The organism is Mycobacterium sp. 050128 (assembly GCF_036409155.1).
Lineage (GTDB): Bacteria > Actinomycetota > Actinomycetes > Mycobacteriales > Mycobacteriaceae > Mycobacterium.
The window spans coordinates 1-15,986 of the sequence record NZ_JAZGLW010000014.1; the positions used below are offsets into that span (position 1 = coordinate 1).

The following is a 15,986-nucleotide window of genomic DNA, read 5'->3' on the forward strand; positions in this document are numbered from 1 at the left end:
CGCCCAGTCTTCCAAGGAGATCACCCATCCAATCTGATTGGGTGGCCTACTTTTCAACCGTCGCGACTGGCCGGGATTTCAACCGTCGGCAACAGAAGCTACATGATTAGCCCGGTAGCGAGATCCTTTGGGGGACAATAGACACCGTATGGAACGCCGCCGGTGAACGGATTTCTACTTTGCAAGTGGAGGCGGCTCGCGAACGCGTAGCGGAGGCAGTTCGCCGGTGAATTTCTCGATCTGAACCGAAGACATGCTGACCGGTGCATCCGTGCGCCAACGACGATGTTCCAGGAGTCGTTGCTCAGCGCATTGGGATTGCCATGCAGGCACATCGAGTCCGGGTCGGTTGGGTCGGCCGGCTCGAACCACGCCTCAGTTGACAGCCGCGCGACTTGCGGTCGATCGATTGTTGTCGATCATGGTTGCCGGCCTCGTTGGCGCCATATCCACCGGCCGTAGTTGCAGCCGGGAAGCCCGATCTGGTCCAACATCGCCGCTAGGATCGCACCGATCCACACTCTGTGCTGACCATGTTCGATTCGCTACAGCGAAAGGCTGGTGGTGATCGAAGTCCGGCTGGCGGCCATCTGGCGGGCCAGATCCCGTAACTCGTCGGCGTCAAGGCCAGACAACGCGGCGGCCCACTCAGGCATCTTGGGTGACAAGTGACTCGGTGGCCAGCACGTAAGGCAGACCCAGCATCATCGCCACATCAGAGTCGAGCACAGGCGCAATCCAGCGGCGCCGATCGTCGAGCGGGCCGGCGATCGCGGTGATTTCGTCGCGCAAGCGGGCTGGTAGACACCAGCCAACCGCTGCGGGCTCGGTACTGGGACGTAGTCGCGGTCGGATGGCGCGTGGCCCCGCCAGGCATCATTGCAGTGTTCTTTAACGGCAAGCCGCCGAACGCGACCACTAAGTCAGTATGGTCGACGACGATATCCCAGGTGGTGGAACTGTCAGTGGCCATGTAGAAAGTCTCCACTCCTACGCGGGTGACTGGCTAACTCAGGTGGTGCCTCGTTTTTTGTGGTCGGCGTGGCGCATTCGGTAGGACTCACCAGAGATCACCACAATGGTGGCGTGGTGCAGTAGACGGTCGAGGATGCTGACGGCGGTGGTGTGTTCGCGCAGGAAGCATCCCCGCGGCGCCTGCGCGGCGAAGGCGCCCCAATGTGTCGCCGAAGTCAAGTCCTGCGTCAGTTACCGGAGCCCACTCTGAAGAGTCAAAGCTGCCGAATTAGGCCGGCAACTTTGACTTATGAGCAAAGCGTCGACTAACGAGCGGGAGAAAGTGGCAGGTCGCCGCCCTGAAGTTCTTTCCCGGACGTCGATGTCGGGATGCCGGGGCCGTCTGCTGGGGCGGGCCGTAGCCCGGCGGCCTCACGCGCACGATGATAGCGCTCCGCCAATCCTGCCCACCGCTGACCGTACCTGTGCGCGGACTCGACGACGGTCTTGGGTATGTGGACGAAGGGCGGGCGGGCCGCCCCGGCGCGTCCGTAGCCCGCGGTGTCGATCGCTATTTTCCACCAGGCGGACTGCATGGCCTGGAACTCCTCCATGGTTAGTCCTAGCGTCCGAAAAGGGGCCTGCATCTGGTCGGCAATAGCCGTAGCCTCCGTCCAGTCGCCACGCTGGCATGCGTCGCGTAGGGATAGTGCGGGCCACGGGCCCATGCAGACATCGATGCTCCAGGCGCCCGCAGCGCCGAACATCATCGCCGGGTACATCAACTGGTCCAGGACCAGGACCGACATCTTGTCTTTGACCGCTTTGATCGCTCCGATGACATTGAAAATGTCCATCGAGGTCTGCTTTAGTGCGACAACGTTGGGAACCTGTGCCAACTCCCGGAATGCGGCGGGTGGCAGCGTGATGCGGAACGCGTGCGGGTTCTGGTAGATCATGATCGCGAGCTCAGGAACGGCCTCGGCGAGATCTTTGTAATATTGAACCGCGTTCTCCGTCGTCTGCGGCAGATACATCGGCGGTCCGCTCATAATCCCGTCCGCCCCTAGGTCGGCGATAAGGCGGGCGCGCCGAATCGACTCGCGCGTGTTGAGCGTGCTGGCGCCTACAAACACCGGCACCCGGCCATTGACTGTTTCCATGACCGTGGTGATGAGCGTCCGGTACTCCGGGTCCGTCAGTGTGTGTGATTCGCCAGCGCTGCCGGTGGTGACGATACCGTCCACCCCGTCTCGCACCAATCGATCGACCAGTGACGTCAGCGCGTCGGTATCGATCGTGTCGACCGCGTTGAGATCGGCCGCATCCGGGGTCGAACACGCCGGTACGAACGCCCACAACCCCTTCATGTCGCTCGGAACGAGGGTGTTGGTCTGTCTTGTCAAGGCCGTGTCCTATCTGTGTTTGGGAATCCCTAGAGGTGGGTCCGTTGTTGGCTTGTTCGCGATATACGCCGTCTCGCGGGCGCGATCTCGCGTCTTCCCGGGTGCGGGCACCAACCTCCGACACCACCGCCTCACCGAATTTAGTGCCGAAACTCGATATCTAGGCTGCTCTCGAGTTCTGAGAGCCGGTCCTGAGCTTTTCCGATCGACATCATCTTCATCATGTTGCCGACGACCTTCATCTGCCCGGTCATGGCCGCGGTCTGGCCGTTAAGTGCACCGCGGGACAGCTCGACGTTCGTCTCGTAGCTAAGTTCGGCCTCCACGTCGGGGGTCCGCGGTGGGGTGCCGATGCCAACGGTGAGCGACCCGTCATCGAAATGCATGTAATATTCAGCGCTCGACGGGCTCCCCGACACAGATACCCGAAGTACCACGTCATGTTCCTTTGCCGCGTTGCGGAACTTCTCGTCGGAATTGGCCGCGGCGGTCACCGCTTTGGCCCATTCATCGGTCAGGAACTCGATCGCCATGCCGCCTCCATTTGTCGTTGACCATCCGCCGGCCCGCTCATGCTGTCGCGGCCTCCAAAGCCCCCGGTGGCGTCTGGGCTACCATCTGGTGGCCCCACACACTTGGCCGGTCATATTGGGCAACCGTCCAGGTCTCATCGTCCACGGTGGCCGCGCCCCAGCCGTACTCGAGGTCGAACCCGCTTGGTGTGCGCACGTAGAACGAGACCATCCGGTCGTTGACGTGGCGCCCTAGGGTCATACTGAGCGGAATGTTGCGCGACATACACAGGTCGTAGGCGCTACCGACATCATCGAGATCGGCCACCTCGACCATCACGTGATGCAGTCCCCGTACACCGGGCATCGGGGTCACCGCGATGCTGTGGTGCCGAGGGTTGCAGTGATAAAACCACAGGTCGATGAATGTGTAGATCTCGTCGCTTTTTTTGAATCCGAGCACCCCCCGCAGGAAGCGGTCGGCCTGCGCGAGGTCGGGCGTAGCGAGCACGACATGACCGAGGCCCTGCTCCCCGGTGATGAACCTCGACAGCGACCTGCCTGGCCGGAAGGAGCCAGGGACGACCTTTTGGCCGTAGAAAAGCTCGTGTCGCAGCCCAGAAGGGTCCTTGAGCGCCAGGAAGCCCAGTACGCCGCGCGCCCCACGGTCCTCATCGGTACCCACCTCGAAGGGAATCCCTCGCTTGTCCAAGAGCTCTTTGACGACCTCGAGCGCATCCTCGCTGCCCACGTCCCAACCCATGTAGAGCATCCGGTTGCGGTCCCCCTGCTGTACCGCGATGCGGTGGTCCGCGTCGTCCATCCGCAGCAGGACGGACCCGGTGTCCGCCTCGACCGCCTCCATCCCGAGAACCTCGGGCCCAAACTCGAGCCACTTCTTGGCGTCTGGCGAAGCGACGGCCAAGTAGCCCAACGATTTCGCTACCATGCGCTGTTTCCTCCTACTTATCAGGCGGTCAGGTCGATTTGACCGGGCGGCTGGACTTTCCCTTGGACCCCAAGGCCGCCGTCGCTGTTGATGATCACCCCTGTGACGGCACGCGAGTTCTCGACGGACGCGAGCAGTACGTAGATCCCGGCGTGGTCGGCCGGACGCTGCGCAACCTGAAGCGGGTTAGTGTTCATTACAGCCTCGATGTCGGGGATCGCCGACAGAACGGTGTCGAACTGTCCCAGCCGCTCGCTCCCGCGTAGCCCGGTGAGGGTGCCCCCGGGTGCGACTCCGTTGACCCGGATCGTCGGAGCCAATTCGCATGCCAGCTCGCGCACCACCCCGACAACCGCGTGCTTCGACGCCGTGTACAGCGTCCCCCCGGTGGAAGTGTAGAAGCCTGAGGTAGAGACGGTGAAGATCATGCACGGGTCGTTCGCCTTGAGTAGTTCCGGGATAGCCGCGCGGGCACCGAACAGGTAGGCCTTTACGTTGACGGCGAAGAGTTCGTCGAACGCCTCACCGAGTTTCTCCCCCGAGAGGCTGAGCAGCGGCGCGAAATAGTCGAAGATGCCGGCGTTGCCGACGAACACATCCAGCTTCCCGAAAGCGGATACGGTCGTGGCGACGGCCTGCTGGTTGTCCCCGAAAACGGTCACGTCACCGACGAGCGCGACCATGCCGGGGTGCCGGTACTTGAGCTCCTCAATGTTATCTTTTGACCGGTCGAGGACAGCGACCTGCGCACCCTCGGCGAGGAACCGTTCCACTACCGCCAGCCCGATCCCGGACCCACCCCCGGTGACAAGAGCAACCCGTCCGTCCAGCCAGCCCATAACTACCTCCAGTCTCGACACGTTCTCCGATCTGTGCGGGGCTCAGCGGCTGGCGCAGCTCAGCCGGCGCCTGCGGCCCAGACAGGCTCCGGCGTCGCGTAGCGCTGCTGCAAGGCGGCCCATCTCCCGCCCGCTTCGCGCCCTCCGTCCAGGTAGGACACGGGCGCTTCGGTGTATGGCGGCCGAGTGGGCCCGGTCCGCATGAAGCCGGCCGCCTGGAACTGCGCGTTGTCGATCTGAATGCTGTATTTCAGAAATTCGGCGAAATTGCCGCCCGGGTAGAGCGGCTCGAGAGCCATCTCGAGTTCGTCGGTGAGCGCTTGGCACTCTTCCCAGCGTTCGGCCCTGATGAGGTCGCGTAGGCGTGTCACGGGTGCTGGGCCGCACGCGACGTTGCCCGACCAGCAGGCGGTGACCTCGGCTGGGAACAGCCGGGCGAAGTAGTACCAGTCGGTCTCGAGCGGCAGCAGCCGAATGCGACCGCCCACCGCGCGAAGATCAGAGAGGAAGGCGGCGCCGCTGAGCAGCCCGAGATGCTTTGCCGCTACGACCTGCGGAATCGCGCTGAGCGCCTCGTAGGCTGCGGTTCCAATCTTTCCCTTGAAAGCACCCGGATTGTCGTAGACGACCAGTGCCAAATGGGGCAATGCATCGGCCAGGTCGCGATAGAAGCGCACAATGCCGGCGTCGTCAAGTGGAAGCCACATCGGGCGACCAACGAACAGACCATCGGCGCCGAGCTCCCCGAGTCGATGACCCCGGGCGATTGTGTCGCGGGTGTTAAGCGTAGTCGCTCCGGCGAAAACGGGGATACGCCCTGCTACGGCGTCGACCACAGTGGCGACGAAGCTTTGCAGCTCATCCCAGGTCAGCGAGGCGCACTCGCCGAACGTGCCAGTGGTCATCAGCACGTCGACCCCGTCGCGGACCATCGCATCGGCGAGCCTTGCCGCCTCGTCGAGGTCTACGGAGTTTGCGGTGCCGAGTTGGTCGGCGGTCGAGGTGGACGGTGTGGGAATGATCCCCACGACACCTGTCACGTCATCGACGGTCAACTTCGTGCTCATCACATGCACTGCCTCTCTTACGTGGCCGTCAGCGAGCCCGTACGTTTGCCGGTATTGGAGGAACCGGGTGGGTGCCCAGCGATAACTCGGGCTCTTCGTAGTAGAGATCCAGGGCCTTAAAGGTGGGGATGTCGTTCACCGAAAACAGGACGGCGTCTTCCGTCGACGAGTTGACGAAGTGGTGGGTGCTCCAGTTAGGCACCACAAAGCTGTCGTGCTTACCCCAATGGAGCTCCACCCCATCAACGACCGTGGTCCCCTCACCGCGCACGACGAAATAGACGGCGCTCGACGTATGGCGATGAGCTTTGGTCTGCTGGCCTGGCCGCAGCAGCTGCACCCAGCAATCAAGGGTCGGCATAGTTGATCCGCCGGTGACGGGATTTGCGTAGCGCAAGACGACGCCGTCGTAGGGACTGCCCGCAAGACCCGCCATCCGCTGGAGCTGCCGCTCGACGTCACGCCAGGGATAGCGGAACGGAAAGTGCGCCGTCTTGACCTGCTCCCAGACTGGCCGCAGCAGGCCGCCGCGATCGGCAAGGTGCTCCCCCGGGTCCTCGCGCTGAGGCTGCCGCTTCTCGCCGAAGGACTCGTAGAAGGGCACGTTCAGCCCGAGCACCAATCCGATATCCAGGACGTCGAGCCATACGACGTTCTCCGAGGTGGCGTTCTCATGGTCGTGCCATGTCCAGCGAGGCGTCAGGACGAGGTCGTAGGCGTCCATCTGACACGGCTCCCCGTCCACCACGGTGATCAGGCCGGGACCGCCCTGAATCGCGAACCGCAACGCTGCCATGGTGTGGCGGTGCGCCCAGGCGATCTCGCCAGGTTTGAGCATTTGCATGCCCATGTTGATGGTTTGAGTCGTTCCCTGAGCGGCTGGATTGATGAAGGAGAGATTGCGTCGCGCCGTAGAACTCTCGGGCAGCACGTCACACGCCTTCGAAAGCTTCGCGTAGACGTCCGCCCACCGCCACAAGAAGGGAACACCGGCGGGTTTGGGCCCGCCCACCACGCTTTCCAGCACCTCGTCGTAGACCCATTGGCCACGCAGATTCGCTGCCTCAAGCTCGATGTCGAATTCGCGAAGCGTCGAAATCCCGCCAGTCGACATCCGCCCACCTTCTCTGTTTAGCAGAACTCTCCTCTGTCGTATGAAAGACTAGCTGCGGCGCAGGGACGGGGTCAAGCGTGGCTGTGATTGAGCACAAGGTGAAAAGATGATGGCATGCACGCGACAGCATCCGAATTCTGCGCTTGAAGACGACCGGGGTCCACTTCGGTGGCCTGGCTCGGTTTGGCGGCGCGCTTGAGAGCCAGGTAGTGGCCGACGCCGGTGAGTGGGGCGGTCTGGCTGCGGGCATTTCATTCGGTGTTCACGCAGGTCCTGCTAGCTGGCGCGCGAGGAGAGCGACCCTAGGATTGTGACGAAGTGCCGGGCCTGAGACCGGCTTCACCGCTGTTACGGCCCGCGGCACGACGTGGTCGCTTAACTGCAGGTTCGTCGTGATTTTTCAGCCGAGTTGATCGCCGATCTCTTTGGCTGCTTCGGTGAGGGCGGCGGCGATGGATTGGTACTTCGATTTGCCGAGGCGGTGCACGGGAGCGGCGGCATTAAGCGCTAGCTGCCGGCCGGGTGCTCGGGCCGGTATAGGGACGGCGATCGATGCGACGCCGTCTTCGCTTTCTTCGCAGTTGACGGCATATCCGCGCGTGCGGATGAGTGACAGTTCTTCGTAGAGCTGCGATCTGCTGCCGATCGAGTTCGCGGTGATGCGTTCCAGCTGCTCGTTTGGTAACAGTTGACGCAAGTCAGGCTCCGGCAGTTGGGCGAGCATGACCTTGCCAGTCGAGGTGCAATGCGCTGGCAGCGTGCGACCCAGGCGCGAGGCCACCCGGACAGTAGTCGGTCCTTCGACTGCAGCGACGAAACGCACCGTGGCGCCGTCCAGCAGCCCGACGTGAACCGATTCACGTAGACGCTCGCTGAGCCGGCGCATCACCGGGGTGGCGGCGCCCTGAAGGTCGACGCGGCCGAAAATCGCTGACGCCACACTGGTCAAAGCCGGCCCCGGCCGGTAGGCCTTCGAATCCGGGTCTTGCCGAATGAACCCGCGATAGGCCAACATCGCGAGCAACCGGTGCGCGGTGGATGACGCCACGTTCAGGTACCGGCTGGCCTCGCTCAACCGGATCTGCGGCTGTTCCCCTAGTAGCAACAGCAGCTTCAACGCGTTGTCTACGGATTCGATCGGATACTGGGGCACCAACGGCTCGGCGGCGGGCCCGACGGGGTTTGGCGGCGACCCTGGCCTGTTCTGCATGACAGAGACATTACCTGCGCGTGCAGTCTGAGGCACAGTCCCAGAAGCGAAAACGTGAACTCGAGCCGCCGCGGTGGCCTTGGAAGAGGCTTCGCGGAATTGCACTGACGGCATAGACGTCATCGTCGGCTTGGATCGAAGTTAATTAAAGGTGCTCGCTAAAGCATGCGTTCGACCTGTTTGAAGGGCTGAGCACAGGAGTTTCCAGGTGCTCTGCCCACAGCTTTATCCATTCCCGTTGATTGAATTCGCTGTAGCCGACATGCGCGACACCCGGACCGGAATACCGGTTTGCTGTTAAGGGCTGGACTAATGGCGTATCGTCCGGCATTTGCCCCATCCGGCTGTTTAGCCGTAGTCGTCGGGCCATTGAACCTGCTGCGGTGTTAGTAAGCGAGACCCAGTTCTCGACATCATCTTGCTCGAACATACCGCTGCTGCCGAAGCACATCACGTAGGCCTTATATGATAGCGCTTTGAACTGTTCCGGCGCGTCCGCGTCGACAGCAAACCAAGAGAGAATCTCGATCTCGCCTTCACTGATCGGTTGCCATTGCCGTACAGTGATGAACGGCACCACCTCATCGGAATCTGCCACCTTCGGCCAGTTATGCACGAACGCAAGATTCGGATAAAGCGATGCCGCGCTGAACATAAACCCATCACGGCCGATGAGACCCAGCTGTTGAGGTGACCAAATCCGCTCCATCCGTTCGATCATCTCGCGCGGATAGCCGACATAACGCAATCGCTCGACAAGCGGCCCTGATGGCAATTTATATGTTGTACCGCCGCCGCGGCCCGTCCAATACACGGCACCTTCCTTGCGCTTGGATGCACCCGGCTCGCGGAAGAGACCTATCTCCACGACGGAAGTGTGCGTCTGGGGTGTGTGGTACATGTCGCCGGCGAAGTTTTCCGCCGCGGTCTTCCAATTCGCCTTGACACGCCAGCGTTGCGGTCCACGCAACTCGATGCCGCGTGGGCTTTGTTTAGTGTAGTAGTCCATGTAGAAACGGAATTCGCCGATGAAATCCTCGAAAGGCATAGCGGCATCATCCAGATTCAGGAAGATCATTCCGTTGTAGATTGCGATGTTGGGCGCCGGCAGCAGCCGTTGGCCTTTGCGGTTGAAACCTGCCTCGCCGCCGTACGCCTCTTGATGGAATGGCAACCCTACGAGTGTGCCGTCGTTGTGATAAGACCAGCCGTGGTACGGGCAACGGAAGTGAGACGCGTTGCCTATTTCGGCCCGGCACACCTGCATACCACGATGCAGGCACATATTGAAGTGCGCTCGGATTTGCCCCGCTTCGTCGCGGTTAACGATAAATGAGTCCGTGACGATGTTCCGGACCATGTAATCGCCGGGTTGAGCGATCTCTGATTCGTGCCCGACGAAAATCCACGAGCGTTGAAATATGCGCTCTTTTTCGAGTTCGAATATTTTTCTATCATTGTAAATATATGCAGGCACCAAGCCGCGCCGTACGTCTGCTAAAGTCTCGGGATCAAGCATTACTGTATTTCTCCTCTCGCGTCCAGGGTTAGACTTTGCGCTGGTCGCTTGGGCGCTGATAGCAGAGTTCCGAATTATATGAGCCCGACCATGTGAATGAAGGTCCGGGATTCGTTCCCGCAGATTTCTGAGGTTGCAACGATCGGGCTTGGCCTGCCCGTTGATATCCAGGCTAGGGTCCAGGCGACATCATCTGATCTGGAGTGGCTGCGATCGCTGAGGGACTTGGTCGCGTATACGCCGAGGGAGTTACCGTGTACCACGACGCCTGCTCCACCAGTCGTCTGCAAGATTTGAAGATTACGCTGGCGCCACAGTGGGTCACGAGCGGCCGCCGTACATGCACCATGACCGCCATCCCGGCGATTCGGCGTCCTGAACGAAATCGGGTCGTCGTCGACGGGACGGAAGCGGGCCCATATTACAGCGGCGCCCACACCGTGGCAGACGAGCGAGCGGTGACAGGTAATCCGTGACACTCCACCTCCTCGGTGCATTCATCGGCGGCACAGCGCTTTTGACCCACCGCACCATGAAATACAGCTATCTGTGGAATAGAATACCACTCTGTGTTCAAGAGAAGATGCCGTTGACGCTGGCCGTTCAGTTGATTAGGGTCGCGTGCCATGAAGGCCGTGTCGCAGCGCACCGCTGACCAAGCCCTAAGCCAAACCGAGATATCGGCCCAAATACTCGGCATCGCTGCCGAGTATCGTCGGGCAGGCAGGACCGAATCGGAGCCACGCTCTGACTACCCGCCGTACCTCGGCAGTGCGCGACGGCACCCCAAATCCCCGCTGCTGTGCGTCGACCCCGAGGAAGTTGAATCCTGCTCCCCGTGCTTCGGACCTGGAGACATCGACCCGTTCGACGCGAACCTGATCGCCGGGCATCCGGGTGAGCCGATCGGCGAGCGCATCATCGTAACCGGTCGGGTGCTCGATGGAGCCGGCAAGCCGGTGGTGGGCCAACTCATCGAGATTTGGCAGGCAAACGCCAGCGGACGTTACCGCCATCAGCGTGACCAGCACCCGGCTCCGCTTGACCCGAACTTCACTGGCGTCGGCCGGTGTCTGACCAGCCCGGACGGGATTTATCGCTTTCTAACCATCAAGCCCGGACCGTATCCATGGCGCAGCCACCACAACGCCTGGCGCCCGGCGCACATCCACTTCTCGATCTTCGGAACCGCGTTCACCCAACGCCTGGTGACACAGATGTATTTTCCGGGTGATCCGCTGTTGGAGTTGGACCCTATCCACCAGTCCGTCGTCGACCCAGCTGCGCGCAGCAGGCTGATCGCGACCTACGACCACGACCTCAGCCAGCCCGAGTACGCAACAGGCTATCGGTGGGACGTTGTGCTAAACGGCGACCGGCGGACCTGGACCGAAATCGGCGGCGACAGTGCCTGACTTGCTCTGCACTCCGGCACAAACCGTTGGCCCATTCTTCCACTGCGCGATACTGCAACCTGGCTGCAACCAGCTGATCGGCGCCGCCCAGGCCACAGCCATCCGGTTGCACGGGAGGGTTTACGACGGGAGCGGCAACGGAGTTACCGACGCACTAGTCGAGCTTTGGCAGCCTGACCCCGACGGCACCATCGTGCAGCAGGATGGGTCACTGGACCGCGACACCTGGACATTCACCGGGTGGGGCAGATGTGCGACCGACGCAGTTGGGCGCTATAGCTTCCTCACCCTGCGACCTGGAGCCACGACGACTGGGCGGCCGCCATTCTTCGCGCTCGCGGTGTTCGCCCGCGGGGTGCTGAATCGCTTATTCACTCGCGCCTACCTTCCAGAACACGAACTGAACGCCGACCCGCTGTTGGCTAGCCTCGAACCGGGTCGGCGCCAGACCCTGCTGTGCCGCAGCGAGTCAGGTTCGCCGCCCAGCTACCGCTTTGACACACATTTGCAAGGTCCTCGCGAGACAGTTGTTCTACGGTATCGCGATCACCGGCGATGACAAACTTCCTTTGGCCTGGCGATCATCGCGCCGGCGACCTGATGACCGATCAAGCGCTGCTACGGTCCATGGTCGCTGTCGAATCCGCGTGGTTGAACGCGCTAGCTATCACCGGTATAGCGCCGGGCGAATGCGCCGACGTTGATCTGTGGCCATTGATCGAGGCGCAAGACTGCGAGGCTCTAGCGGCTAGCGCCGAAGATAGCGGCGGCCCAGTGGTCGGCCTGGTGACTGTGCTGCGCGCACGCGCCGCGCCGTCGATCGCTCGCTGGATTCACCGGGGTCTAACCAGTCAGGATGTTATCGACACTGGTCTCATGCTGGCCACTCGCGCGGTACTGGTTCAGCTAAAATCGGCTCTTGCAGAACAAATCTCGACGCTCGCCACTTTAGTAGCCACCCACCGCAGCACCCCGATGGTGGCCCGTACCTTGACCCAGCACGCGTTGCCCACCACGTTCGGCGCCAAAGCCGCAGGCTGGTTGAGCGGCATCGTCGTCGCCTATCAGCGACTCAACTCGCTGGGTATGCCTGTCCAGATCGGGGGTGCGGCTGGAACATTGGCAGCGACAACCGAATTGGCGATACTGCGGGACATCGAGGGAATCCCCGCCGAGATCTCAGCCCACCTGGTGCAGACTGTCGCGTCGACCTTGGACTTGGACACCGCGAGCCCCTGGCATACCACCCGGACGCCGGTTACCGCCGCGGCAGATGCGTTCCTCACATGCACGGACGCATGGGGTCGCATTGCCTCGAATGTCGTCACGCTGGCACGCCCCGAGATCGGCGAACTGAGCGAGCCTGCCACCGGACCGCGCGGTGGATCATCGACGTTGCCCGATAAGCACAACCCGGTGCTGTCCATCCTGATCCGCCGGACCGCCATCGCAGCACCGCCACTGGCGTCGACGCTGCACACCGCCGCCGCGCTCGCCAATGACGAACGTCCAGACGGTGCCTGGCACGCCGAATGGGACACCCTGCGCATATTGGCCCGCCGTACCGTTGTCGCCGGCAGACAGTGTGGCGAACTGCTCGGTGGATTGGAGGTTCATTCTGTGCGAATGGCCGAAAACCTATCCGCCAGCGATGTTCTCGGTGAGCAACGGGTCATGGCCACGGTCGCCGGGAAACCTCCGTCGCCGACGTACCTCGGCGCGGTCGATATCCTGATCGATGAGGTACTGGATCGTGCTCAGCGAATACTCAATGAAGATTCCTGCGAGGTTCCCAGAATGCTGCGTAATCGCCCATGACACCACACGCAGCAGTCGGCGGGTAGGTGGCACCGGTCAAGCCGTCGGTCGGACTGCACTAACTGAGTTGGGCGTCCACAGTCGGATAACTAGGACGCCTCGCTTGACCACGTGACCATCCTAAGGGCCGCCGACAGTCGGCCTTAATTCCGAATGAACTTCCAGCACTCCGCTTTAGCCGATGGGGCTGGCGGCACAATGACCGGACTCAGTGCCAGTCATGCCCGTGGCGTGTTCCCGCTGAATGAGTCCAACCAGTTTTAGAGTCCTGTAGCCCGATGTCGGGCGTGAAGGGACGATGAACGTATGGCTGGTCGGAAGCGGCATTCCGCTGAGGACATTGTGCGCGAACTGTGCCGCGCGGACTAGCTGACCGCGGAGGGCAAGACGGGCGAGGAAGTCGCCGCCGAACTCGGGGTCTCTGCGGCGACGTTGTACAACTGGCGTCGCGCCTACGGTGGCATGGACACCGATGCCGCCAAAGAGCTCAAGGAGTTGCGCGAGCAAAACGCCCGATTGAAGCGGCTGCTGGCCGAGGCTGAGCTGGTCAAAGATGCGCTGCGGGAGGTTGCGAAGGGAAAATTTTAGGCCCAGCTGCTAAGCGCCGCGCCGTCGATATGCTCACCACCACGTTGGGCCTGTCGGAACGGTTGGCGTGCAAAGCCGTTGGGCTGGCCCGCTCCACCCACCGCCGCCTGCCCCTGTCGCAGACCCCCGCCGATCCTGACACCGATATGCGTGCCTGGCTGCGTTCCTATGCCACCAAACACCCGTGTCATGGGTTTCGGCGTGCCTGGGCGGCGTTGCGATACGACGAGCGCCGTGAGGTCAACAAGAAGAAGATTCACCGCCTGTGGCGCGAGGAGGGGCTGCAGGTGAAGGTCAAGTCGCCGCGTAAGCGGGCGGGGGTGTCGTCGATCCCGCCGATTAAGGCCGACGCCCCGAATGTGGTGTGGGCGATCGATTTCCAGTTCGACTCCACGATTGACGGCAAAGCCATCAAGATCGCCTCGATGGTCGACGAGCACACCCGGGTCTCGATGCTGAACCTCGTGGAACGCTCGATCACCGGCGAGGATCTCGTCTACGAGCTGGAGAAGGTGTTCGCCGCGGCTGGCGGGCCACCGAAGGTGCTGCGGATGGACAACGGTCCGGAATTGGTTTCTAAAGCGGTGCAACAGTTTTGCGGCGGCAAGCTCGGCATATCATATATTCCACCGGGGACGCCGTGGAATAACGGTCATATCGAATCATTTAACAACCGGCTACGGAAGGAATGCCTCAAACGCAACCACTGGAACACCCTGCTCGAGGCCCGCGTGGTCATCGGCGACTTCAAAGACGAGCACAACCACCGACACCGCCACTCATCGCTGGGCGACCGAACGCCGGCCGAGTACGCTGCGGCCTGCAGGTGCACCCACACCCCGGTGGCCTGCGAGACCAACTGAATCTGGATCAACGAACCCGACTCTAGAAACAGGTGGACTCAGTAGCGGGGACTCGCCACCCGCTCTACCGAACTTGTCCGCGGCGGTAGCCGCAGCAGTTTCCGTTCGATTTTTTCAGGTGTCCGTGCCGCTGGTGCACCGTTCACTGATAAGTAGGTTTGACAATCCTTCGCAGCGATCTGGCCACGCCCGGCGACAGCTTGACCGAACCCGCAATCAACTCACCAACGCGGCCTGAAAACCAAGTTCGCCTGACCGCGACCTTCTCGCCTCCACCACGCGAAGCTAGTGCTCCCGCTCACGAGGATCTGCGGGCAGCGCGCAGTGTCTGGTGAGGGGTCACGCCGAACTTGCGCCGGTAGGCGACACTGAAGCGACCAAGATGCCCGAAGCCCCATTTCGTGGCCGTTTGGGCGATAGTGGCGGAATCCGGCGACGCCGTCGCAAGTTCGGCGTGCACACGACTCAAGCGAACTTCGCGCAGGTAAGTCAGCGGTGAAATGCCGACGTGGCGCTTGAACCCCTCCTGGAGCGCGCGCACGCTTATCCCGACCGTGCGTGCGAGATCTGTTATCGTCAAGTAGTTTTCGGGATGATCCTCGATCAAATCGAGCGCCGCTTTAACTGTCCGCGGTAAAGCTGGCGTGAACTTAGCTTCCAGCGCAATCTCATGATACGCAGGTTGCTGCAGCAGGAAACCATCCATAACCAGCTGTTCGAAGTGTCGCCCTATCATCGGGTGCTGGATGATGCTTTCGGAGCGCGCTAATTCGCGATTCAGAACCGACAGTAGAGCCAGCCAGCTTCGACTGGCCTCCGTTGCGAGATTCATAGCAACAGCAAGATTGAGTGGCTTGCTGAGGGGACGTCCGAGCAAACCCTCGAGTTGGAGTTCCAGATCCGCACGACTGAGCTTCACGCATAGCTGAACGCAGTCGGCGGCCCATTTAATGCCGGCCGGGCGCCCCGGCACGAACACCGCTGCCTGTTCTGGCGTTGCGAGGACCGAGTCAGATCCGCACCACGACTCGGCGTGGCCACGGACGGGTACGTTGATTTGGTAGTCATCTATCGCCGACTCATGTACGAGTGCGACGTTCGCTCCATACCCGAGGTACCCAACAGTCACAGCACCGATGCGTGCGGCGCTAAGTCGGGTATCGACACACCGGGAAGGTCGGAAGAAGTCGAGCCGGTGCGGCGTGAAGACGCGCGAAGCCATGTCTTGGGCGACAACCAATTCGGTCGTGTGCACAGGAGAATACCGGTGAAAATAGGGTTCCAACGGGTCGGACCCGTGGCCCACCTGATTACCGCCCGTGCCGGCCATCGCGAGAATGACTTGCTCCTCTACGCTTACCCGTGGCCCGAACTTGATTACGGTTATGCAAGAAAGAGGGCAACGTGAGCGCCCTCACACCCCCGTATAACTGAAATCAAGATCCCTGTCAACTGCGCACCCACCTCGTCTCCCGCTCGCGGCTTGACTTCTAACTTCGTGAGATCTCTGTCGTTTCTCTGACACATGGAACCACCCGCGGCGGCTACTGCAACAAACGAGCGGTGCCCCAATACGGCGGCGTTGACGTTATCCATCGCGGTGCCGAACGACTGTATGACCATATGATGTCCGCGGTTGACCGCGCTCACTGAAATTCCCCACTGACGCTCATCGAAATTCCCCACCCGTGTGGCTCCGCCGAGAAGGGCGGGCCTCCTTCGATGCTGCTGG

Annotated in this window: 13 protein-coding genes and 4 pseudogenes; 4 read left to right on the forward strand and 13 right to left on the reverse strand. The window is 61.7% G+C overall.

The window, feature by feature from the left end:
* Window positions 1-174: 174 nt before the first annotated feature.
* From SKC41_RS31975 to SKC41_RS31020, 11 genes and pseudogenes are all read right to left on the reverse strand, one after another.
* Window positions 175-404 (reverse strand): annotated as a pseudogene (locus SKC41_RS31975) (hypothetical protein); the annotation flags it as partial.
* A gap of 20 nt (window positions 405-424) precedes the next feature.
* Window positions 425-976: pseudogene (locus SKC41_RS30975) on the reverse strand (molybdopterin oxidoreductase); the annotation flags it as partial.
* 35 nt (window positions 977-1,011) lie between these two features.
* A pseudogene (locus tag SKC41_RS30980) lies at window positions 1,012-1,146 on the reverse strand (ATP-binding protein); the annotation flags it as partial.
* A gap of 134 nt (window positions 1,147-1,280) precedes the next feature.
* The gene (locus SKC41_RS30985; protein ID WP_394325809.1) at window positions 1,281-2,324 is read right to left on the reverse strand and encodes a dihydrodipicolinate synthase family protein; all 1,044 of its coding nucleotides are present in this window, start codon (window positions 2,322-2,324) and stop codon (window positions 1,281-1,283) included.
* Window positions 2,325-2,500: 176 nt separating this feature from the next.
* Window positions 2,501-2,893 (reverse strand): SCP2 sterol-binding domain-containing protein, encoded by a 393-nt coding sequence (locus SKC41_RS30990; RefSeq protein WP_042910013.1) that lies wholly within the window; start codon window positions 2,891-2,893, stop codon window positions 2,501-2,503.
* 37 nt (window positions 2,894-2,930) lie between these two features.
* Window positions 2,931-3,821, reverse strand: a complete 891-nt coding sequence (locus SKC41_RS30995; RefSeq protein ID WP_042910012.1) for a VOC family protein — start codon at window positions 3,819-3,821, stop codon at window positions 2,931-2,933.
* Between the two features lie 20 nt (window positions 3,822-3,841).
* The gene (hcaB, locus tag SKC41_RS31000) at window positions 3,842-4,660 is read right to left on the reverse strand and encodes a 3-(cis-5,6-dihydroxycyclohexa-1,3-dien-1-yl)propanoate dehydrogenase (RefSeq protein ID WP_042910010.1); all 819 of its coding nucleotides are present in this window, start codon (window positions 4,658-4,660) and stop codon (window positions 3,842-3,844) included.
* A gap of 59 nt (window positions 4,661-4,719) precedes the next feature.
* Complete coding sequence (locus SKC41_RS31005) at window positions 4,720-5,730, reverse strand: dihydrodipicolinate synthase family protein (RefSeq protein ID WP_087139803.1); 1,011 nt, start codon at window positions 5,728-5,730, stop codon at window positions 4,720-4,722.
* A gap of 25 nt (window positions 5,731-5,755) precedes the next feature.
* Window positions 5,756-6,841, reverse strand: coding sequence for a cupin domain-containing protein (locus SKC41_RS31010; protein WP_042910007.1), 1,086 nt, complete (start codon window positions 6,839-6,841; stop codon window positions 5,756-5,758).
* A gap of 400 nt (window positions 6,842-7,241) precedes the next feature.
* Window positions 7,242-8,051: an IclR family transcriptional regulator gene (locus tag SKC41_RS31015; protein WP_051445773.1), complete on the reverse strand. Its 810-nt coding sequence runs from the start codon at window positions 8,049-8,051 to the stop codon at window positions 7,242-7,244.
* Window positions 8,052-8,196: 145 nt separating this feature from the next.
* Window positions 8,197-9,570: a Rieske 2Fe-2S domain-containing protein gene (locus SKC41_RS31020; protein ID WP_054586282.1), complete on the reverse strand. Its 1,374-nt coding sequence runs from the start codon at window positions 9,568-9,570 to the stop codon at window positions 8,197-8,199.
* A gap of 626 nt (window positions 9,571-10,196) precedes the next feature.
* Between SKC41_RS31020 and pcaH the strand changes: the two genes are divergently transcribed.
* The 4 genes and pseudogenes from pcaH (at window position 10,197) to SKC41_RS31040 (ending at window position 14,254) form a co-directional block, all read left to right on the forward strand.
* Window positions 10,197-10,985, forward strand: a complete 789-nt coding sequence (gene pcaH, locus SKC41_RS31025) for a protocatechuate 3,4-dioxygenase subunit beta (RefSeq protein ID WP_330981491.1) — start codon at window positions 10,197-10,199, stop codon at window positions 10,983-10,985.
* Window positions 10,978-11,544 (forward strand): protocatechuate 3,4-dioxygenase subunit alpha, encoded by a 567-nt coding sequence (gene pcaG, locus SKC41_RS31030; protein ID WP_330981492.1) that lies wholly within the window; start codon window positions 10,978-10,980, stop codon window positions 11,542-11,544. Before pcaH ends, pcaG begins: the two co-directional genes overlap by 8 nt.
* Window positions 11,541-12,803 carry a lyase family protein gene (locus SKC41_RS31035; RefSeq protein ID WP_051445770.1) on the forward strand — a complete coding sequence of 421 codons (1,263 nt, stop codon included), beginning with the start codon at window positions 11,541-11,543 and terminating at the stop codon, window positions 12,801-12,803. The genes pcaG and SKC41_RS31035 overlap by 4 nt, the downstream gene beginning before the upstream one ends.
* A 306-nt stretch (window positions 12,804-13,109) precedes the next feature.
* A pseudogene (locus tag SKC41_RS31040) lies at window positions 13,110-14,254 on the forward strand (IS3 family transposase).
* Window positions 14,255-14,552: 298 nt separating this feature from the next.
* On the opposite strand, the gene SKC41_RS31045 reads toward SKC41_RS31040, so the two are convergent.
* The gene (locus SKC41_RS31045; protein WP_330981493.1) at window positions 14,553-15,584 is read right to left on the reverse strand and encodes an AraC family transcriptional regulator; all 1,032 of its coding nucleotides are present in this window, start codon (window positions 15,582-15,584) and stop codon (window positions 14,553-14,555) included.
* A 53-nt stretch (window positions 15,585-15,637) separates the two neighbouring features.
* Window positions 15,638-15,986 (reverse strand): hypothetical protein (locus tag SKC41_RS31050; RefSeq protein WP_330981494.1); only part of this gene is annotated, 349 nt, incomplete at its 5' end.